General features: G+C 59.8%; 22 protein-coding genes. 7 read left to right on the forward strand and 15 right to left on the reverse strand.

Annotated elements, in window-relative coordinates; genetic code table 11:
* Nucleotides 1–256: 256 nt before the first annotated feature.
* From ACT3UA_RS08460 to ACT3UA_RS08475, 4 genes are read right to left on the reverse strand one after another with little or no spacing between them, the layout of a single operon-like run.
* On the reverse strand, nucleotides 257–1,159 hold the full coding sequence (locus ACT3UA_RS08460) for an ABC transporter substrate-binding protein (RefSeq protein ID WP_096288121.1): 903 nt from the start codon (nucleotides 1,157–1,159) through the stop codon (nucleotides 257–259).
* The gene (locus ACT3UA_RS08465; protein WP_443464386.1) at nucleotides 1,156–1,926 is read right to left on the reverse strand and encodes an ABC transporter permease; all 771 of its coding nucleotides are present in this window, start codon (nucleotides 1,924–1,926) and stop codon (nucleotides 1,156–1,158) included. The genes ACT3UA_RS08460 and ACT3UA_RS08465 overlap by 4 nt, the downstream gene beginning before the upstream one ends.
* A complete protein-coding gene (locus ACT3UA_RS08470) occupies nucleotides 1,923–2,609 on the reverse strand; it encodes an ABC transporter permease (protein ID WP_443464385.1) in 687 nt (228 codons plus the stop codon). The genes ACT3UA_RS08465 and ACT3UA_RS08470 overlap by 4 nt, the downstream gene beginning before the upstream one ends.
* Nucleotides 2,606–3,433: an ABC transporter ATP-binding protein gene (locus ACT3UA_RS08475; RefSeq protein ID WP_096288127.1), complete on the reverse strand. Its 828-nt coding sequence runs from the start codon at nucleotides 3,431–3,433 to the stop codon at nucleotides 2,606–2,608. Before ACT3UA_RS08475 ends, ACT3UA_RS08470 begins: the two co-directional genes overlap by 4 nt.
* A 220-nt stretch (nucleotides 3,434–3,653) precedes the next feature.
* Here ACT3UA_RS08475 and ACT3UA_RS08480 point away from each other — a divergent pair, with 220 nt between their 5' ends.
* The gene (locus tag ACT3UA_RS08480; protein WP_141393589.1) at nucleotides 3,654–3,965 is read left to right on the forward strand and encodes a hypothetical protein; all 312 of its coding nucleotides are present in this window, start codon (nucleotides 3,654–3,656) and stop codon (nucleotides 3,963–3,965) included.
* Here the strand turns inward: ACT3UA_RS08480 and ACT3UA_RS08485 are convergent.
* The 4 genes from ACT3UA_RS08485 to ACT3UA_RS08500 form a co-directional block, all read right to left on the reverse strand.
* Nucleotides 3,962–4,480 carry a hypothetical protein gene (locus ACT3UA_RS08485; protein WP_444615972.1) on the reverse strand — a complete coding sequence of 173 codons (519 nt, stop codon included), beginning with the start codon at nucleotides 4,478–4,480 and terminating at the stop codon, nucleotides 3,962–3,964. The two genes, ACT3UA_RS08480 and ACT3UA_RS08485, sit on opposite strands and share 4 nt — an antisense overlap.
* A gap of 78 nt (nucleotides 4,481–4,558) precedes the next feature.
* Nucleotides 4,559–5,065: a hypothetical protein gene (locus tag ACT3UA_RS08490; protein WP_096288133.1), complete on the reverse strand. Its 507-nt coding sequence runs from the start codon at nucleotides 5,063–5,065 to the stop codon at nucleotides 4,559–4,561.
* An 82-nt stretch (nucleotides 5,066–5,147) separates the two neighbouring features.
* The gene (locus ACT3UA_RS08495; protein ID WP_255248509.1) at nucleotides 5,148–5,270 is read right to left on the reverse strand and encodes a hypothetical protein; all 123 of its coding nucleotides are present in this window, start codon (nucleotides 5,268–5,270) and stop codon (nucleotides 5,148–5,150) included.
* Between the two features lie 370 nt (nucleotides 5,271–5,640).
* A complete protein-coding gene (locus tag ACT3UA_RS08500) occupies nucleotides 5,641–6,582 on the reverse strand; it encodes a GlxA family transcriptional regulator (RefSeq protein ID WP_096222961.1) in 942 nt (313 codons plus the stop codon).
* A 108-nt stretch (nucleotides 6,583–6,690) separates the two neighbouring features.
* Between ACT3UA_RS08500 and ACT3UA_RS08505 the strand changes: the two genes are divergently transcribed.
* Both ACT3UA_RS08505 and ACT3UA_RS08510 read left to right on the forward strand, forming a co-directional pair.
* Complete coding sequence (locus ACT3UA_RS08505; protein ID WP_096288139.1) at nucleotides 6,691–7,002, forward strand: putative quinol monooxygenase; 312 nt, start codon at nucleotides 6,691–6,693, stop codon at nucleotides 7,000–7,002.
* A gap of 632 nt (nucleotides 7,003–7,634) precedes the next feature.
* A complete protein-coding gene (locus ACT3UA_RS08510; RefSeq protein ID WP_444615974.1) occupies nucleotides 7,635–8,960 on the forward strand; it encodes an ISL3-like element ISPfr2 family transposase in 1,326 nt (441 codons plus the stop codon).
* Between the two features lie 97 nt (nucleotides 8,961–9,057).
* Here the strand turns inward: ACT3UA_RS08510 and ACT3UA_RS08515 are convergent, their stop codons facing one another.
* On the reverse strand, nucleotides 9,058–10,725 hold the full coding sequence (locus tag ACT3UA_RS08515) for a ribonuclease J (protein ID WP_374954802.1): 1,668 nt from the start codon (nucleotides 10,723–10,725) through the stop codon (nucleotides 9,058–9,060).
* Between the two features lie 58 nt (nucleotides 10,726–10,783).
* Entirely contained in the window at nucleotides 10,784–11,695 is a 912-nt protein-coding gene (dapA, locus tag ACT3UA_RS08520; RefSeq protein ID WP_096288145.1) for a 4-hydroxy-tetrahydrodipicolinate synthase, read from the reverse strand.
* A gap of 66 nt (nucleotides 11,696–11,761) precedes the next feature.
* On the opposite strand from dapA, the gene ACT3UA_RS08525 reads away from it, so the two are divergent.
* The gene (locus ACT3UA_RS08525; protein ID WP_444615977.1) at nucleotides 11,762–12,934 is read left to right on the forward strand and encodes a heparan-alpha-glucosaminide N-acetyltransferase domain-containing protein; all 1,173 of its coding nucleotides are present in this window, start codon (nucleotides 11,762–11,764) and stop codon (nucleotides 12,932–12,934) included.
* 66 nt (nucleotides 12,935–13,000) lie between these two features.
* Complete coding sequence (locus ACT3UA_RS08530) at nucleotides 13,001–13,876, forward strand: hypothetical protein (RefSeq protein WP_444615979.1); 876 nt, start codon at nucleotides 13,001–13,003, stop codon at nucleotides 13,874–13,876.
* A 91-nt stretch (nucleotides 13,877–13,967) separates the two neighbouring features.
* Here ACT3UA_RS08530 and ACT3UA_RS08535 read toward each other — a convergent pair whose 3' ends face one another.
* Nucleotides 13,968–14,429, reverse strand: coding sequence for a hypothetical protein (locus ACT3UA_RS08535; RefSeq protein WP_444615981.1), 462 nt, complete (start codon nucleotides 14,427–14,429; stop codon nucleotides 13,968–13,970).
* The gene (gene dapB, locus ACT3UA_RS08540) at nucleotides 14,426–15,184 is read right to left on the reverse strand and encodes a 4-hydroxy-tetrahydrodipicolinate reductase (RefSeq protein ID WP_444615983.1); all 759 of its coding nucleotides are present in this window, start codon (nucleotides 15,182–15,184) and stop codon (nucleotides 14,426–14,428) included. The genes ACT3UA_RS08535 and dapB overlap by 4 nt, the downstream gene beginning before the upstream one ends.
* A 197-nt stretch (nucleotides 15,185–15,381) precedes the next feature.
* On the opposite strand from dapB, the gene ACT3UA_RS08545 reads away from it, so the two are divergent.
* Complete coding sequence (locus ACT3UA_RS08545) at nucleotides 15,382–15,789, forward strand: hypothetical protein (protein ID WP_444615985.1); 408 nt, start codon at nucleotides 15,382–15,384, stop codon at nucleotides 15,787–15,789.
* 73 nt (nucleotides 15,790–15,862) lie between these two features.
* Complete coding sequence (locus ACT3UA_RS08550) at nucleotides 15,863–16,654, forward strand: alpha/beta fold hydrolase (protein WP_444615987.1); 792 nt, start codon at nucleotides 15,863–15,865, stop codon at nucleotides 16,652–16,654.
* Nucleotides 16,655–17,152: 498 nt separating this feature from the next.
* Here the strand turns inward: ACT3UA_RS08550 and ACT3UA_RS08555 are convergent, their stop codons facing one another.
* From ACT3UA_RS08555 to ACT3UA_RS08565, 3 genes are all read right to left on the reverse strand, one after another.
* Nucleotides 17,153–17,263: an SWIM zinc finger family protein gene (locus ACT3UA_RS08555; RefSeq protein WP_444616005.1), complete on the reverse strand. Its 111-nt coding sequence runs from the start codon at nucleotides 17,261–17,263 to the stop codon at nucleotides 17,153–17,155.
* Between the two features lie 44 nt (nucleotides 17,264–17,307).
* The gene (locus tag ACT3UA_RS08560; protein ID WP_444615989.1) at nucleotides 17,308–18,678 is read right to left on the reverse strand and encodes a M16 family metallopeptidase; all 1,371 of its coding nucleotides are present in this window, start codon (nucleotides 18,676–18,678) and stop codon (nucleotides 17,308–17,310) included.
* 695 nt (nucleotides 18,679–19,373) lie between these two features.
* Complete coding sequence (locus ACT3UA_RS08565) at nucleotides 19,374–19,865, reverse strand: S-ribosylhomocysteine lyase (RefSeq protein WP_096288161.1); 492 nt, start codon at nucleotides 19,863–19,865, stop codon at nucleotides 19,374–19,376.
* Between the last annotated feature and the right edge of the window lie 73 nt (nucleotides 19,866–19,938).

The raw sequence follows: 19,938 nt of genomic DNA on the forward strand, positions 1-19,938 counted from the left end.
GCTCCATTCGGTGCGGCCAGGGCGGGGACCTTAGGTCTCTGAGTACGCCTTTTAGCCAACAATCGTAAACACTAATGAGAATCATTCTCAAAAGTCAAAACGATGACGGCCCGCCGTCTCCTTGAACCCACGCCAGCCCCGCTCGCCCGGATAGGCCGCAGCGCACCTCGGAACAAAAATAGATCGCCCGCCGTACCCGGAATTTCCGGGTACGGCGGGCGATCTCCTGGATATCCAGCCTAGAGAGGATCTGGCATTAAAGCCCTTCAGCGGTCAGCCAGGCCGAAGCGATATCGGCGGCCGACTTCTGGTCAACGGTGCTTTTCACATTCAGCTCAACCAGGGTCTCGGCACTCAGCTTTTCGCTAACCGGGTTGAGCACCTCGGCGAGATCCGCTGACAGCTCGGCGGAGACCACCGGAACGACGTTCGAAGCCAGGAACAGCGACTCGGGGTCTTCCAGCACCACGAGATCTTCGGTCTTGATGCGCGGGTCGGCGGTGAACACGTTGGCAATGTTCACCGTGCCGGCGACCAGATCTTCAACGGTGGTGTCGCCGGTCCCGGAGAAGTCAGCCTTCACCCCATAGACGCTTTCGAGCCCCTTAGGGCCATAGGGGCGTTCGGCAAGCTCCGGTGGCCCGCCGAGGGTCAACGGCTCGCTAACATTCGCCAAGTCCTTGATGGACTTCAGGTTATTTTCCTCAGCAAACGCCCGGGTCACGGTGTAGGAGTCCTGGTCAGAGGCCTCGGCCGCTTCAAGGACCGCCAGAGAATCCGGAAGCTCCGACGTCAGCTCGGTGTAGACCTCATCGGCGGCACGCGCTTCGGTGTCTTCCTTGAAGAATTGCAGCAGATTGCCGGTGTACTCGGGGAACACATCGATACTGCCCTCTTCGAGCTGAGGCATGTACGCGTCCCGCTGACCAATGCTGTACTTGCGTTCCACCTCTTTGCCGGCACCTTCCAGCGCCTGGGCGTAGATCTCGGCAACGATCTCATTCGAGTAGTAGGCCTGCGAGCCGACAACAATCGTTTCTCCGCCGCCTTGTTCGGCGTTGCTCTCGGTTGCCAGCGGGTCTCCCCCTGCGCAACCAGCCAAGACAAGACTGCCGGCCAGCATTGCGGCTGCGCTCGGGATGGTGCGTTTCAGTTTCATGGCTTTTCCCTTTCCTGGGATGTCGAGTGATCTATTTTCGGGTTTGCATCTTCACCGGCGGTTTTGTCTGGGGCGAGCTTGCGCGGTGCCTTCTTCCTAGCTTTTCCCAGGCCCTCCGGAACTGCCGTCTTTTGAATCACGGCGAACAACAGGTCCAGGAGCAGCGCAAGCACCGCCACCATGAGCGCTCCGCCGAGAACCATGTCGAAGCGCCGCAGATTCAGCCCGGTAATAATTGGCAGGCCCAGCCCGCCAAGGTTCACGTAGGCCGCGATGGTCACCGTTGCGACCACTTGCAGCATGGCTGACCGGATTCCGCCTACGAGCAGCGGCAGGCCGAGCGGGATTTCAACCTTGAAGAGGATCTGCCACTCGGTCATCCCCATGGACCGAGCCGCGTCAAGGGTCTTGCGGTCTATGGCTTCAAACCCCGTATAGGCTCCGGCCAGCAGCGAAGGGATGGCCAGTAGAACAAAGGCGACCATGGCTGCTTCGGGTTTGTGCAGCACGCCAAAGAGCAGCACCAATAAGATCAGCAGGCCGAAAGAAGGTATCGCACGGGCGACACCCGCGGCGCCCACGGCGATCTCGCGCCCAATGCCGGTGTGCCCGATCGCCCAACCGGCAGGGATGGCAATGACTCCCGCAAGAAGCACCGCCGCCATCGTGAACAGCAGATGCTGGCCAAGCAATGCCTGCAGTCCCCCGCTGCCTTCCCACTGCTCTGGCGCGGAAATCCATTCAAGTGCCTTGGCAATCAGGTTCATGGCGACACCCGCATTCTGGCCGCATGCGTGGCTTTTCGCTTTGGTTGCTTAATTTGACGTGTCCAAGGCATCAGCCATCGTCCGAGGAGGACTAAGAACAAGTCGATGGCCAGGGCAATCAAGGCCACCGCAAGGATCCCCGAAAAGACTTCTTCGATGATGCGCCGCTGGAGGCCGTTCGTGAACAGGTATCCCAGGTTCGTCACACCCACCAAGATTCCCACGGTCGCTAGCGAGATGGTGCTGACCGCGGTGACGCGCAGTCCGGCGAGAATCACCGGACCGGCAAGCGGCAGGTCCACCGCGAAAAACCGGCGCCCGGGCCCGTAGCCCACGGCAGTTGCGGCCGCGCGCGCGGCAGGGTCTACGGAGTCCAGTCCGTCCACGACGCCGCGGACCATAATCGCAATCGCGTAAATGCTCAGTGCCACGATCAGGTTGGCTTCACTGATCGCGCTCATTCCGGTGAGCACAGGCAGGAGCATCAGCAACGCGAGCGAGGGGATGGTGTAGAGCAGGCCGGTGGTTGTCACAACCGGTCCGCGAACGATTCGAAATCGCCAAGCTACCCAGCCCAGCGGGATGGAAAGCAGGAACCCGATGACGATCGCTATCAGGCTCTGCCGCAAGTGCTCTAGCGACAGCGACCCGATGAGTCCCAGATTCTCGAGTATCCAGTTCACGCCTTGGATCCGTCCTCGACGAGTCTTCCCTGGGTCCGGCCTTGGGAATCCACGAGCACGGCACCGTGGGGCGTATTTTTGACGCTCAGTGCTCTGGCTCCACGGTCTGTGCCGATGAAGGAAGCCACGAACTCGTTGGCTGGGTTTTCAATGATTTCGCTCGGGCTACCCACCTGCAGCTTCTGCGCACCGGCGGACAGGATCACCACCTGGTCGCCGAGGAGGAATGCCTCATCGATATCATGGGTGACGAAGACAATCGTCTTATCAAGTTCTTGTTGCAGCCGAATCAGTTCCTGCTGCAGTTCGGCGCGCACAATGGGATCGACGGCACCGAAGGGCTCATCCATGAGCAAAATATTCGGGTCAGAAGCCAAGCCACGGGCCACTCCGACACGTTGCTGCTGGCCTCCGGATAACTGGTGCGGGTATCGGTCAGCCATGGTTGAGGGCAGGCCTACGGTCTCCATAAGTTCCAGTGCCCGGGTTCGGGCAACCTTGCGAGATTTGCCTTCGAGCCGGGGAACCGTGGCGATGTTCTCTGCCACGGTGAAATGCGGGAGAAGCCCCGAGTTCTGCATGACGTAGCCGATACTGCGGCGCAGGCCCACCGCGGGCTTTGTGGATACATCCTGGTCGTCTATGCGGACCGTGCCGGCACTGGGGTCAACCATGCGATTGATCATGCGCAGCAATGTCGTCTTGCCGCAACCAGAGGAACCCACGAATACGGTGGTGCGATGGGCTGGAATCGTCAAGCTGAAGTCCTCAACAGCCGTGGTGCCGTCTGGATAGTGCTTGGAAACGGTATCAAATTCGATCATGCACTGTTGCTCCCCACTAGCTCGTTGTGATCAGCTGCGTCGTGCCTGTGCATACATTGGCTCCTTGCGGTGGCGTTGAGCCTAATTCTGCCCTAAAAATCCGATGACGGCACGGCAGACTACGAACTGATTTTCACTCGATCTTCGAGACAACATGCACTAAACCTTCAAGCCACATTAGGATCGACATAAACATAGTTACTACTTTTGGAGGAATATCTTGCTTATCCCCGCCGTTGCCCTAGCTTCCCTCTCGCTGACCACCGGGATATTAACGGCCTCTGCGCCAGCAGTGACTGGCCCCGAAACAGAAATACTGACAGAAATGTGGGATTCGGTGCTGACCCTCGATGCGGCCACCGGGCTAGCCCTTGACGAAAACATGCAGCAGGAATGGGTCTCAATGACGGTCGTGGACGTCCAAACAGGAAAAATTCTAAGTGAGACTACACTGACTCCTGGGCATGCAGGAACTCCGGTCCAGGTTCCGATATCGGTTCTTCCGCTTCGAGATCGCTTGGGCTGGAATTAGTCGCTTTTCGTAGAAGACGGAATGCTCCGACCTCCACAACCTTTCGCTGGACGGAGCTTTGCCTGTTTCCATCGCACGATCATCGTTCTGATAAGCGCCACGGAGGACAGCGGGATCACCATTGCCCCGGCAGCCAGCGATAGATCAGCGGTGATTCGGAATACTCCAGCCTCAGGGAAAACATCGCTCAGCAGCAGTGCCCATATGGTGCTTGGAATAATTCCCAGAGCTAGCGAGAGCAACGTGAACAGCAGAACGCTCACCCGAGTTGAAACGACGAATCCAAGGAACGCCATCAACCCAGCGAATCCGAGCCACGGCAGCAGCGGGAAACTCAGTGCAAACCACAAACCCGCGTCGAGATAATTCCACCAAGGGGCACGGGCAAGCAACGGATCCACGACAAGAAACAAGATCGCCCATCCTGATCCGCAAAGCAGCGGCAGAAATCGCCATTTGTTTTTTGTTATCAGTTGATTGTTCCCGACACCGCGCGTTTGCTCAGAGATCTCCACGGATTCGTTCCTGTCGGGTTTTGAAAGTCTTAGTGATTGGACCTGCACCGAGGAGATGCGCTTCGATTGGAGCCTTGCCTATTCCGCGGGCGCTCCCGGCCGTGGCCGAATCGAAGATGCTGCCCTTCGTTGCGCTAGCCCACGAATGCTCATCCACGCGATAGCGAAGCACAGTATGAGGAAGGCCAAAGCAGATGCAAGCCCGGATACGAGGTCCAGCGCTTGGGAGAAAATTGCGCCGAGCGCCAGTACCACGAAGACCCCGCCGGCGGCGGAACCGATCGCGCCCATCAGAGCCTGGGAGTTTCCGGTAGCGGCGGGTCGTTTCTTCTCACGAATCGCCAAGGCGATGGTTGCCCCCGTGGCGGGAAAGACCGCGGCGATCGCGCCGATCCACGCGCCGTTGGCCAAGGCCAGCACCAGACCCCCACCAATGCCGGACAGCGAGAACGGTGATTCCTTAGCCAGAATTGGCCAGAAAATTGCGGCGCTGAGCGCGGCGCCAAAAACAATGCCGGCCAGGATCGCCAGCCCGAAGAGCGGCAAAGTGAACGATTCGGCCTTCTGCCCAGCAATTTTCACCATATGGTGATCATATGCGATTGCTATTTGACTTGTCGATATTTAATGCGTTGCAGTGATACGTCAGTCTATGCCGGTTAGTCGTTCAGGTCGTTTGCGCCACGGACCCGAGCTTGGCGATCAGGGAATCCCGCCGCTGCCAGTAGCCGAGCGGGCCCAGCGTGGGTGGCAGCAAGCTGGCTGAACGCTGCGCGCGGAGCGTTAACATGGCTCTTCCCAGATGAGGGTGTAGGTCGGCCGGGCGCGTCGGTCCGCAGATAGACGTCGAGGTCTCCCGACGATGGAGGTTCCTACGCCATCCATCCGAAAGACCTCGACGTGACCGACGCTACCCCGCCGGCCGGCTTCGGCCGCCCTGACCTGACCGCCTTCGCGTCTCATCCCAATCGACCCTGATCGGGTCTGCTGATCCTCTCGACGAGAACGCAGCGACATCATAGCCACCCAACCCCGACCGTCCGGGAAGCCGGGGCACGTCGCATGGCCTGTGCTGCGGGCGTGTCGAGTGGGGCGTCCAGGGGCGACGCAGGAGCGTCGACGCGACGTGCTGAGAGGTGGTTCTAAGGCATGGCGATAGGTCAGGAACGGCGTCGCTCCCTGCGCAGGAGGGAGCGCAGAGTCTCGGCGTTCGCGTAGCCGACCCGTAGCGCGATCTCGGCGGAGGTGAGGTCCGTGGTTGCTGAGAGGTGCCGAGCTCGTTCGATGCGAAGCCGTTGGACGAAGCCGAGCGGAGTGAGGTTGAGCGCCGCACGGACTCGTCGTTCGAGGGTGCGCCGGCTGGTGCCGAGCGACTGCGCGACGAAGGCGACGTTGAACGGTTCGTCCAGGCGGGCGCGCACGAAGCGTTCGAACTCGACGACGATCGGGTCCTCGTGCCGGAGATGTTCGTAGGCGACGAAGGCCGCCTGCGACGGACGCTCGTCGATGATGAGGAGCTTGGCGACATGTTGGGCCAGGTCGGGGCTGATCGATCGCACGAGTGAGAGCGCGAGGTCGATGTGGGCGAAGGCGGCGCCGGCGGTGACGAGGTTCCCGTCGACCACGACCATGGTGTCGAGATCGAGGGCGACGGTCGGATAGCGCTTCAGGAACTCCGGCCCCAGGAACCAGCTGGTCGTCGCCCGCCGATGATGCATCCGTCCGGTCTCGGCGACGGCGAACACGCCGGTGCACGCCGCGGCGATCCGGGTGGTCGCCTCGTCGAGGCGCCCGAGCGAGGCGATGACCGAACGAGCATCTCGGCTCTGGAGGGCGTCGTTGGTAGCGGCGGCCGTAAGGGTTCCAAGCGCAGGGACGACGACCACGTCGAACTCTCCGGACTCCGACAGCGGGTGGTCCACCGACAGGGTCATCGATGCCGTCGTGGTCACTCGCCGTTTCGGTCCGAGGATGGCGAGTTCGATCGGGTCGATCCGCGGGTCGACATCGCCGCGGGCTCCGTCGGCCACCCGCACGATGTCGATGATCGACGCGATAGCCGAACCGAAGCAGCCGTCGATCGCAATCAGTCCAATACGCATGACGTAAACAATAGCAATACTGCCGTATACGCCACTTCTCACATGCCCTTTTTCGTCATATACTGAACTTGCTTCACCAAGAAACCTCGACACCTAGGAGAACCTCTCATGTCCACACCCGCATCACTTCCGTATGCCTTCGTCGCCAAGATCGTCGCGGCCGATGGACAGCACGACGCGCTCGCCGATCTGCTCACCGGCGCTGTCGCGCTCGCCAACGAAGAAGTAGGAACGATTGTCTGGTTCGCGGTCAGGACCCACGCCGACACCTTCTGGATCTTCGATGCATTCCCCGACGAGGCCGCTCGCGACGCCCACGCCAACGGCGCCATCGTCGCAGCCCTGATGGCCAACCAGCACCTCCTCGGCGCAGCACCCGAGATCCTGGCGGCCGACGTCCTCGCGTCCAAGCTCCCGTAGTCCGCCAACGCACGAGACCATCGCGCCCCGCCGAGCCGTCGCCAGGTCGCAACGCAACGCCACGCTGCGTTGCCGAGCGGTGCGAGGCCTATCGGCACACGGACAGGATGCCGGCCGCGAGCGCTCAGCCTGCGAGGGGTCCGTCGCAGAGGAGAGCGACGTCGGTGTCGGGCAGAGCCGTGAGGCCAGCGCATCGCGCGACCACCAGAACCGAACAGCCCCTGCCCTGCGTTTCCGCAGGTCAGGGGCTGTTCGCCGGAGCCGCCTGTCGGAATCGAACCGACGACCGAATCACGTCGGCTTTGCGTCTATCACTTGATGCGCCCACTGGGCGAACGAGCCGCTGACCTGCGCAAACGCCGAGCGTGGGGGACGCCGCCATCCGGTGGTGACCGACGACGACCGACCAGTACCGACCGTTTCACCGGAGCTTGCGGCGGCGTCGAAGCCGAGTAAGCTCCATTCCTTTAGCTCACCGCGCCCTCCTCCTCGCCGGTCCCGTCGTCGTCGAAGACGTTTCAGGGGTCTTCTCAGATGACGGTGTAGGTCGGCCGGGCGCGTCGGTCCGCAGATAGACGTCGAGGTCTCCCGACGACGGAGGTTCCTACGCCATCCATCCGAAAGACCTCGACGTGTCCGAAGCTACCCCGCCGGCCGGCTTCGGCCGCCCTGACCTGACCGCCTTCGCTCGACTCGACGGCCTCGGTCTGAGCGTGACCGGACAACGACTTGAACCGGATCGTGCGGTCCTCGCGTGCTGCGTGGTGGAACCAGATCAGTGGTGCCGACGGTGCGGCAGCGAAGGCGCTGCTCGTGACACCGTGATCCGGCGGTTGGCCCACGAGCCGCTGGGCTGGCGACCGACCGTGCTGGAAGTTGTAGTGCGCCGCTACCGCTGTGCCGACTGCGGACACGTGTGGCGCCAAGACACCAGCGCCGCGGCGGAGCCACGCGCGAAGCTCTCGCGCACCGGGCTGCGGTGGGCGCTGGAAGGGATCGTGGTCGCACACCTCACCGTCGCCCGTGTCGCCGAGGGACTCGGGGTCGCGTGGGACACCGCCAACAACGCGGTCCTGGCTGAAGGCAAGCGGCTGCTGATCAACGACCCCACGCGGTTTGAGGGCGTGAAGGTCATTGGCGTCGATGAGCACGTCTGGCGCCACACCAGGCGTGGCGACAAGTACGTCACCGTGATCATCGACCTCACCCCGGTCCGCGATGGCGCCGGCCCAGCAAGGCTGCTGGACATGGTCGAGGGCCGGTCGAAGGCGGCGTTCAAGACCTGGCTCTCCGACCGCGACGACGCCTTCCGTGACGCGGTCGAGGTGGTCGCGATGGACGGCTTCACCGGGTTCAAGACCGCCGCTGCAGAGGAGATCCCGGACGCGGTCACGGTGATGGATCCCTTCCACGTCGTGCGCCTGGCCGGTGACGCCCTCGACAGGTGCCGGCGCCGGGTCCAACTCGCGATCCACGGGCACCGTGGGTTCAGGGACGACCCGCTCTACAAGTCGCGGCGCACGCTGCACACCGGCGCGGACCTGCTCACCGACAAGCAGAGCGACAGGCTACGCGCGCTGTTCGTTGATGACGCTCACGTCGAGGTCGAGGCGACCTGGGGTGTCTACCAGCGCATGATCGCCGCCTATCGCCACGAGGACCGGCAACGTGGCCGCGAGCTCATGGAGAAGCTGATCACCGACCTCAGCGCCGGCGTCCCCAAGGTGCTCACCGAGCTCACCACCCTGGGCCGGACCCTGAAGAAGCGAGCCGCTGACGTGCTCGCCTACTTCGAACGACCCGGCACCAGCAACGGGCCGACCGAGGCGCTCAACGGACGGCTCGAACACCTGCGCGGCTCCGCACTCGGGTTCCGCAACCTGACCAACTACATCGCCCGAAGCCTGCTCGAGACCGGCGGCTTCAGACCCCAACTCCTACACCCCCGATTGGGATGAGCCGTTAACATGACCACAGCATCGGCAGAGAACCTTGCCTTAGATACACGAAATGCCCCAAACCACTGGTGGTTTGGGGCATTTCGAGGATTGAAGCTTACGCTTCGAGCACTACCGGAACGATCATCGGACGGCGGCGCAGCTTGCGCGACACCCACGAACCGATGACGCGGCGCACGATCTGCTGCAGCTGGTGGGTGGAGTGGTTTGGATTATTAGCCACTGCCTCCAAGATCGCTGCGGCGATCTTTGGCTTGATCTCGTTGAAGACCGCATCGTCCTCGGCCACGCCGCGGGCGTGGATGTCTGGCCCGGAGATCAAGGTGCCGTTCTGGCGGTTGATCACGGTGATCACCGAGATGAACCCTTCTTCGCCCAGGGTGACACGGTCCTTGAGGTCCTCGTCGGTGATGGTGCCGACCTTGGAACCATCCACGTAGACGTAACCGCATTCGACCTGGCCAACGAGTTCGGCTACGCCGTCCTTGAGGTCAATGACCGAACCGTCTTCCGCGAGGATGACGCTCTCTTCCGGAACACCGGACAGCGCGGCCAAACGGCCATTGGCGATCAGGTGGCGGGTTTCGCCGTGGACCGGAAGAACGTTCTTCGGACGGACGATGTTGTAGCAGTACAACAGCTCACCGGCCGAGGCGTGGCCGGAAACGTGGACCTTGGCCATGCCCTTATGGATGACCTCGGCGCCCAAGCGCATCAGGCCGTTGATCACGCGGAAGACCGCGTTCTCGTTGCCCGGGATGAGGCTGGAGGCCAGGATCACGGTGTCACCCGGGTTGATCTGGACCTTGTGTTCACCGTTGGCCATGCGGGACAGTGCTGCCATCGGCTCACCCTGCGAACCGGTGGACATCAGCACCACCTTGTGATCCGGCAGCTGGTCAACCTGCTTCAGGTCAACAACGACCCCCTGCGGGATGTGCAGGTAGCCGAGGCGCTCGGCGATGCCCATATTGCGCACCATCGAACGGCCGATGAAAGCAACCTTGCGGCCGTGCACGGCTGCAGCATCCAGCACCTGCTGGACGCGGTGCACATGCGAGGAGAAGGAGGCGACGATGATCCGGCGGCGGGCCCGAGCAAACTTCGCTTCCAGCACCGGACCGATTTCGCGTTCGGCGACGGTGAAGCCCGGCACCTCGGCGTTGGTCGAGTCGGTGAGGAACAGGTCCACGCCCTCCTCGCCGAGCTTGGCGAAGTGGCGCAGGTCGGTGATGCGGCCGTCGAGCGGCAGCTGATCCATCTTGAAGTCACCGGTGTGCAGCACGGTACCGGCTTCGGTACGCACGAACACGGCCAGCGCGTCTGGGATCGAGTGGTTCACCGCGACGAATTCGCACTCGAACTCGCCGATCTGAGCCACTTCATTCTCGGTGACCACGTTGGTGATCGCCTTGATGCGGTGCTCGGCCAGCTTGGCTTCGATGAAGGCAAGGGTCAGCTTCGAACCATACAGCGGGATATCTTCGCGCAGACGCAATAGGTACGGAACCGCACCGATGTGGTCTTCGTGGCCGTGGGTGAGCACTACGCCCACCACGTCGTCCAGACGATCCTTGATGTAGGAGAAGTCGGGCAGAATCAGGTCAACGCCCGGCTGGTGCTCTTCGGGGAAGAGCACACCGCAGTCGATGATCAACAGCTTGCCGTTGATCTCGAAAACGGTCATATTGCGGCCGACCTCGCCCAATCCGCCCAGCGGAACGGTACGTAGGGTCCCCTTCTTCAGCTTGGTCGGCTTCTGCATACGCGCAGTATCGGCCTTGCCTACTGAACTTTCAGTCATAAGTGGTTAAGCCCTTTCGTTAAAGATCCCATCCACCTTCACGTAGGTCCGCGCGGATGGCATCGAGTTCTGCGTCCGATGGTGCCAGTAGCGGCAATCGAACGACGGTGTTCGGCAGGACACCCTGCCAGTGAAGTCCATATTTTGCGGCAACTGCGCCCTGAATGTGGCCCATGATGCCGCGCTGGATCGGGTCCAGCTCGAAGTGTGTAGCGCGTGCAGTCGCCAAATCCCCGGCATGCATCGCATCAACAAGCGTACGGTACTTAGCCGCCGCGACGTGAGCCGTCACGGAAACGACACCGGCGGCGCCGGCTGCCATCAGTGGCAAAGTCAGCCCGTCGTCCCCGGAGTACACGTGCAAATCGGTGTTAGCCAGCACGGTGGTGGTCGACTGGTAGTCGGCCTTTGCATCCTTCAACGCAATGACCTGAGGAATCTGCGCTAATTCAATGATAGTTTCTGGGCTCAGCGCGATTCCGGTGCGGCCCGGGATGTCGTACATCATGATCGGCAGGTCAATGGCCTCGGCAATCGCCTTCACATGGGCGATAATTCCGGCCTGGCTTGGCTTGTTGTAATAAGGTGCGGTGACCAGGATGCCGTGCACTCCGGCCTCCTTGGCACCGAGCGACAAACGGATGGAGTGGCGAGTGTCATTAGTTGTGGAGCCTGCCAGCACCGCTGCGCGGTCGCCGACCGCATTGACGACGGTGCGGAACATTTCGATGTTCTCTTCGTCGGTGAGCGTCGAAGTCTCCCCGGTGGTGCCGGTGACGACCAGACCGTCGCAGCCTTCATCAACGAGTTTGATAGCCAACTTGGCGGCGACATCATAGTCAACCTCACCTGCCTCGGTGAAGGGGGTGACCATCGCGGTCAGCACGGTACCGAACGGGAACGACTGATTATCAATTTCACTAGTTGCCATGGCTTAAATCTACACGCGGAAGTGTCTTGATGGCATATTCATGTTGTTCCGTGATGCGATATGTCTATGGACGTGGAAACAAAGGCCCGCAGACTGCCCGGATTGGATGCAGCCAGGGCGCTAGCCATCTTGGGAATGTTCGCCGCCCATATCTTTGATCTTTTCGCCCGCGATGCGACCGGTGCGCTGCAGCCAACCCTCACCGGAGCCGTGGCAAATGGCCGCGCCTCGGTGCTCTTCATGGTGCTCGCCGGTGTTTCGCTGGCCTTGTTCGCCCGCTCGCTGGAACGCAAGGGCCTGAATCGCAGGTCCGCATCGATGGTGCTGCTGCGCCGCGCGGCGGTTATCGCCGCGCTGGGCATGCTGATCGGCCCGGCGAACGAGTCCATCGCGAACATTCTGGTGCATTACGGATTGCTGTTCCTGGTGCTGATCCCGGCGTTATGGGTGCCAGTGAAAGTTCTGTGGGCGCTCGCCGCTATTTGGCTATTGGCCACTCCCCTGATCTGGCGGCCGTTAGCGGCTAGCGATGCCGCACAGTCCCTGGGCCATAACCCAACGTTCACCGATCTTGTACACCCGGGATTGCTACTCGAAGACCTGCTCGTCACTGGGTACTATCCACTGCTGATCTGGATCGGCTATGGCCTACTCGGAGTTGCTGTGGGGAAACTTCGGCTGACCAATCGGGGCACTGTTGCCTGGTTGGCGGCCGGGTCCGTTATTGTCGCCGCACTATGCCTACTGATCGGGTGGTTGAAGATTCTGCCTTGGACCGATGGGATTAGCGCCGTGACCGGCGTTCCCCGCTCGCAGCTTTTTACGGCCCTGGTGACCGGGCGTTCGCCATCTGGGAACCTGGACCCATTCTTGACTCAATCCGCCTATATATGGCTCCCAACCGCGCACTCGGGTTCACTAATTTTCACAATTCATGCAGCGGCCTGCGCAGTTGCAGTCTTAGCCATACTGCTTTTCCTAATTCCATATTTAGGCTACATCGGCTCGCTCATTGCAACCGCTGGGCGAGCACCACTGACGCTCTATCTCGGGCATCTGATCTTGTTGCCGATGCTCCAACTGGGACTCTCGCAGTGGGCCCAGTGGTGGGTACTGTGCGTGCTGATGCTGCTTACCGCGCTGATCTTGCACCACACGCGCAAGGCAGGACCGATGGAAGCTGGCGTTCGATACCTCAGTGAATTACCGAGCGCAGATCAAGAAGAGGACCCAAAGTAAGCTTTGAGAAAGAAATAAATAATTTGATTCTAGGTCAGCTGACAAGGAATTAGTTAGACTTTTCTTATGATCAAATGCGCCTTCGGCAAGCAGAAACCACACCAGATTCTATTCAAGTCTTCGAGTATTTTGCTTGCCTCTACCATCGTTGGATGTTCCTCAGCGCCGATGGCACCACCGAGTGAGCCCTCGGATTTGCCGCCCGAATCGCCCACACCCCAGACCCTTCGCGACTTTGATCTTGATAATGCGCAATGGGAAATCAAAGAGGGCTACGGCGCCAAAAAGTCCACAGCGTTGCAGTTCAAAGATGGCAAGGCAACCATCAACACCGCCGAGTACTCCGTTGGGGACGTAGTTTATTCTGATTTGAACGGCGATGGAGTTGAGGACGCCCTGGCACCGATCGAAATGCTAGATGGAAACAGCTTCTCCTCTCATTGGTTCATCTGGCTTGCCGAGGTTGATCAGCCAGAACAATTACCTCACCCCGTGGCGGCCAGTAGAAGCTGTGGGGATTTCATCAATGAGGTGACCGCCGTACCCGGTGGCATAGAGATTACGGAAACACGTCGTACGATCTTTGATGCGGACCATTCCTGCGCAGAGGGCGGAACGTGGGAGGAAACGCGAACCATCGCCGTGGAGCAATTTGGCGAGGACAAGATCTGGCTTCCCGTTCAGACGAGCCCCGAACGCGGCTACGGCGGCGTTTGCAATGAAGAACTGCCCGGCGATGTTATGCCCTTTGACGAGCCCTACTATCTGGCGCCCACTATGCAGGCCAAGGAGGAATTCACCTCTGGTGAGATCCGCGGGATCAGCATTGCTGGACTTGAGGACCAAGGCACCGAAGGTGGCGAACCCGGCGGGTGGCGGCTCTACAACGTGGTGGAGACTGACGACTCCGTAGAGCGCTGCATCTGGCTCCCCATCCACTAGCGCTAGACTTCGGCAAAATTTCAAATAAAAACGGCAGGAGCCTCGAAACCAAGAGTAGGTTTCGAAGCTCCTGCCGTTTTATCTGTTCAGATCACTTGCTCGTGGCGCTCGCGTTCTTCTCGGCCACGAAGAAATTCACGGCGGTGCGCATCGAAGCGCGTGCACGTTTCCGGTCTCCGCTGGCGTCATAAGCCAAAGCCAAGCGATACCAAGACTTCCAGGATTCAGGATGGGCCTCGACGTCTTGCTTGTGGATCGGGAAGTCAGCGTCAGCAGCTTCTCGCACAAACCTGCCCGAGGGCATGCGTGGCAAGTCTTCTGGCAGTTCGCCGAGTTCTGCGAGGATCTTGCCCATCTTCTCGGTGCGCAGCCCGAAGAGAATCTCGCGGATCAAGATCCACACACCCAGCGCAGGAATGACGAAGACCGCAACGCCGAGGGCGATGGCGATCGGTTCGCCGGTGCGCATGAAGCGCATCGCTTGGGTGAAGGACATGACAATATACAAAACGAACAGCAGCAGAATGCCGCCTACCCAAAGTTTGGTTTTCACTGGCCCAACTCCAAGTAGCCGTCCAGCCCATAGGTAAGCCCTGGGCGCGAAGCGACGGTCCGCAGGCCTAGCAGCACCCCTGGCATGAAGGAGGCCCGGTCATAAGAATCGTGGCGCAGGGTGAACTGCTCGCCGGGGCCGCCGAAGAGAACTTCCTGATGGGCCACCAGACCGCGTAGACGCACCGAATGCACGTGCACATCATCTACGAGAGCGCCTCGAGCACCGTCAAGTTGGGTTTCCGTTGCGTCCGGACTTTTCGCCACGCCGGCGTCCTTGCGGGCTGCGGCAATCAGCTCGGCGGTGCGCACCGCGGTGCCGCTGGGTGCATCCACCTTGTTGGGGTGGTGCAGTTCGATAATCTCTACCGATTCAAAGTATTTTGCCGCCGTGGCTGCGAAGGCGCTGGCAAGCACCGAGCCAAGAGCGAAGTTCGGGGCGATCAGCACGCCTGCTTCGGGGTGCTGCGCGAGCAGCTGCTCAAGCTTCGCACGGCGTTCGTCGTCCCACCCGGTGGTTCCAACTACTGCGTGCAAGCCATTTTCCACGGCGAAGCGCACGTTGGCCTCGGTGGCCGTCGGTACCGACAGGTCAACGATGTGGGTTGCGCCTGCCTCAAGAATTTCTTTCAGATCTGCGCCTCGTCCAAGGCTCGCCACGAGATCCATATCGGCGGCTTCGGAGACGGCTTTAACCGCTTCCGCGCCCATTCGTCCTGCGGCGCCAAGCACCGCAACCTTAATCTGTGCACTCATGGGTTTAAGCCTATCGCCTGTACCCTGCTGGTCTTCACATCGGTGACGTGATCTACGCCTGTTCCAGCCTCGACGGCACCGCGGGGTTCCACCTCCAAGATTTTTGCGATCACCTCGTGATATACGGCGTGTAGCTTGTAATTCAATTCTTCACAAGGAAAAATAGGTGACAGGAACTTTCTAGGAGTTGTCAAGCAATGGGGACCGTCCTGAAGCGATGGCGCGCTATCACATTCATCTTATTTGCTGTTGCTTGTGGAACTGTCGCTTGCGGTTCCGGCGATGTGCCGACGTCATTAAGCGATGAAGAGCGCTCCAGGCTCGTTGATCTGCTGGAGCAGGAAAGCTCGTGGATCGAAACGCCGTCATGCCAAGTCGAAGTTTTCCGCCAGGACGCCGACACCACCTATGGCTGGGCGACCTGCGTGACCGCTGCCTCCGCGCCAGATCAAGAATTGGACCAGGGGCATTCCTACCCCTTCCGTGCCGATGGCAATGAAATAAGCGCTCCCGGTGGCGGTAGCGACTACCAAAAAGACATTGAAAAACTATTCCCCGAGGATCTGTGGCCGGCAATCGAGCAACACGCGGTGGGTCTGCCCTGAGGCTGCATTGCAGCCGTTGCTCGCAATGATTGGCTATTCTGGATCCGCAGTGAACTGAATACTAGGAATTTTCGTGGAATCGTCCGCGGACGGAAGGTTATGTGTGCGGCACGGTTACTTTGGACAGGTCCCGGAGTCTTTGCGCACTCGATTATCGGTGCGCGTGGCCGGCGAAGGCCCGGACGTGGTTCTCATTCACGGGTTGGGAGCTTCAAGCCGCTATTTCACTCCCCTGGCCACGGAGCTGGCCCGCGACCATCGAGTGATTGTGCCCGAGCTGCCGGGGCATGGCAAAAACATGGACGATGGACGCCCAGTCAGCGTGGCACGCTTCGCCCACGAAGTATCCCTGGCGCTGCGCACGCTCAACGTGAAGAATGCGGTGATTCTCGGGCATTCGATGGGGGCTCAGGTCTCCATCGAAATTGCCCGCACGCACCCCGAATTGCTCGAACACCTCATCATTGCCGCGCCCTCGGTCAATGACCGGGAAGCCACGCTTTTCCGGCAAGCCCGACGGTTAATCCAAGATTTCCCTCATGAGTGGAACGCGGTCAAGGCAATCTTGCTCGTTGATTATCTGCGTTGCGGGATTCCGTGGTGGGCCAAGAGCTGCACGGAAATGCTCGACTACTCGACCATCGATCTATTGGGCACCGTCCCCTTCCCGGTGGATGTGGTTTGCGGTACCCAAGATTCACTTTCGCCGCCGGAATTTGGGCTACGGCTGACAGCAAAGGCCCCGCAGGCGAAACTGACGGTGTTCCAGAACGCTGCTCACGGTTTTAATTACTCGCATTTCGAAGAACTCGCTGAGCTTGTACGCACAGCAAATTCGGCAACAATTTCAGCTTCAAAGCAATGAACTCAAACGGCTCCCTGCAGCCCAGTGGCCTCGTCCAAAAAGTATCTCCAGACCCTTGATTTAGGGTTGCGCTCGGCATAGTGTTGCCCCTGACCATCATCACCGAGCATGTGAGGTACGCAATGAGGCGCATTCTACGAACACTTGCCGCGGCAGCGGCGCTTACGCTGACAGTCACAACTCTGGCAGTTCCCGCACAGGCCTACGAAAACTACAACATGGATAATTCTTGGGCGAAAAGTAGCGGAACGGTTTGGCGCGACGATAATCGAAGCATCGGCTTTAATCTGGCGCTCACCGATGACAATCTCGATGGCAAGTGCGTCTACTACCAATACCAGGGAGTCCGCAATGATGCTCCGGATACCGGGTGGTCCAGACTAACCACCAACGTCTGCGGTAAGGGAACGACAAAATACTATCGAGACGACTCCAAGCGAGTCATTCCGTACTACTCGCTCACCGTCAACGAGTTCCGAGTGCGAGCCTGCAAGGCCATCAACAACGCGCCCGACACCTGCACCGCAGCCTCGTACGTTGCCACGCGGGGCAAGTACAACAAGGGGTAGCTTTCCTCCACCACGAGGAAAGGGACGCGAGGCCAGGCACCAATTGGTGCGTCCTCGCGTCCCTTTCTCATACTCAGAGAACTACTAGCGTCCGAGCGCTTCCGCAGATTCAAATGGACCAACCACGGTGATGGTTCGTTCTTTGGCTGCCAGCTCTTGAGCTAGCGCCTGAACGTCTTCCGTGGTGACCGCATTTACGCGGCTCAGCGCCTCATCAATGTCTTGGAATTCGCCGGTCACCATCTCAGCCCGTCCCAGTCGTGACATACGGCTTCCTGGGTCTTCCAATGCCAGCACCGTTCCGCCGGCGAGCTGGCCCTTTGCTTGAGTAAGCTCCGAATCGGTGATGCCGTCGGCGGCTAAACGATCCAGCTCGGATTCGAGCAAGCCGATGACCTCTCCGGCTTTAGCCGGTGAACAACCTGCATACATGCCGAAATATCCGGCGTCGGTGTATGCAGCTGAGAATGAATAAGTGGAGTAGGCAAGGCCACGCTTTTCGCGGATCTCTTGGAAGAGCCGCGAGCTCATGCCGCCACCCAGTACCGCGTTTAGGACCGCAAGGACCTGCCGGCGGTCATCTTGCCCGCTAATACCTGGGCAGCCAATGATGATGCTGGCCTGCTCGACCGGGCGGTTGATCACTTCGATGCCAGGAACTGAGACGATCGTTGCTGGTTCCGAAGAACGGCGTGGTTTCGGCACTGCCATAGGATCAAGATCCCAGCCAGCCTCGGTTAACGAAGCGAGCACCATGGAGCACAATTCATCATGGTTCAATGAACCAGCTGCGGTGATGATCACTTCGCTCGGACGGTAGTGGGCCCGATAGTGTTCCATGACTGCTTCGCGAGAGATCTCCATGATCTCGGCCGGTGTCCCGCCGATCGGGCGAGCCAGAGGATGATCGCCTAGCACCTTGGCGACGAAGCGCTCGTGGGCGACCTCGGTGGCGTCGTCAGCGTCCATGGCAAGTTCCTCAATGATCACCCCGCGCTCCTGCTCTAGCTCTAGCGGATCGATTACCGCGGAGGTCACCATGTCGGCAATGACATCCATAGCCATCGGCAGATCGGAATCTAGCACTCGCGCGTAATAGCAGGTGGATTCCTTCGCCGTCGCGGCATTCGATTCCCCACCTACCGCGTCAAAAGACTGAGCAATTTCAAGTGCGGTGCGCTTCTTAGTTCCTTTGAACAGCAAGTGCTCCAAGAAATGAGTTGAGCCGTAGTGCCCTGCTTCTTCATCACGGGAGCCCACTGGTACCCAGAATCCAACGGTAGTCGAACGCTGGCCGGGCATGGCCTCGGTCAGAACCCGTACGCCTCCGGGAAGAATACTGCGGCGGACTTCCGCGCCACCCTCACCACGGTGAACCAGCGAGGGGTCAGCCGGGTCAATCGGAGAGAACTGTTGAGCCTCTACCGAGTGCAATGGCAACGGAATCATGACCACAGAGAAACATCCTTAAATCATTGGGGCCCGGATCGTAAGTCTGGGCGGAACATTGTCCCTATTCTCCCACAGCCCCACCATTGAATACTTGGAACTAGGGGCAACCTCTCAATTGCTTGCCGCGCTTGACCTCCGAGGTTTTCCTAAGATACTGGGCTTGGGTACCTCGATGCGAAAGAGCGGCAAGTGGAGTCCGGACTTCCTCGGTTCCAGCATCGGTGCCCCTTTGGTGACAGCCAAGAACAAGATCCGACTCGCCAAGTGGGCGAGCCGGACCTCGTTAGAGACAAACCCTCAGAATGAGCTTGAACCGAACTTATGTTGCTGGTCAGCTGTCCGTGGGCGTAGTCGGATCAAACGGTGGCTGTGTGCTGGGGCCACCGGGATCGGGCCGGCTTGGTGGCGTGGTCGGATCAGGTGGATCTATGGGCGAGGTTGGATGATCTGGAACATTCGGCCGTGGTGGCTGACCAGGTGATGGCCATCCTGGTTCTCTCGGAAAATCGGGATCGGTGGACTCCATATTGTTTTCCTCTTCGCTCCGTTGAATGATTCTCCGCTATCGCGGCTATCCGTCCATTCAAGTACCCAGCGCAGAATAGTTCAATAGTCAGCAGGGAATACTCACTAGTTTCACTCACGCGAGCGCGCACCGAATCAGGCCATGGCCGAAGTGAACTACTCGATGCCGTCAGCTACGCGATGTTTGTCCGGTCAAATGCATCGAGGCTGATGCCTTGTTCCAAAATCAGTTTTGCCCATTCCTTGGCCGAGTGCAGGCTGTGGTCTCGGTAGTTACCGCAGCTCACTGCTTCGGTGCCTGGAACGTCATCCCAAGTAACGCGCTCAGCTAGGTCTTCAAGGGAAGACTTAATGGCCTTAGCAACCTCGGCTGGAGTCGGCTCGCCCCACACAATCATGTGGAAACCCGTACGGCAACCAAAAGGAGAGAAATCAATCAGGCCTTCGAAGCGGGTCCGGATCAAACCAGCCATGGTGTGCTCAATAGTGTGCAGGCCAGCGGTAGGGATCTCACCGTGGTTCGGCTGCACAAAACGAATGTCGTAGTTCGTGATGGCGTCACCCTTAGGTCCACGCTCAACGCCAATCTTACGAACGTAGGGAGCCTTGACCTTGGTGTGGTCCAAGGCAAAACTTTCGACTTCAGCAAGTTCAATATCACTCATACTTTAAGTCTATCCGCTCCCCTGCCAGCAAAATCGAAAAACTTCATCTTCCTTAACCGATAAACTCAAGTGA

It is taken from the genome of Glutamicibacter sp. 363 (assembly GCF_052379505.1).
In the GTDB taxonomy this organism is placed as follows: Bacteria; Actinomycetota; Actinomycetes; order Actinomycetales; family Micrococcaceae; genus Glutamicibacter.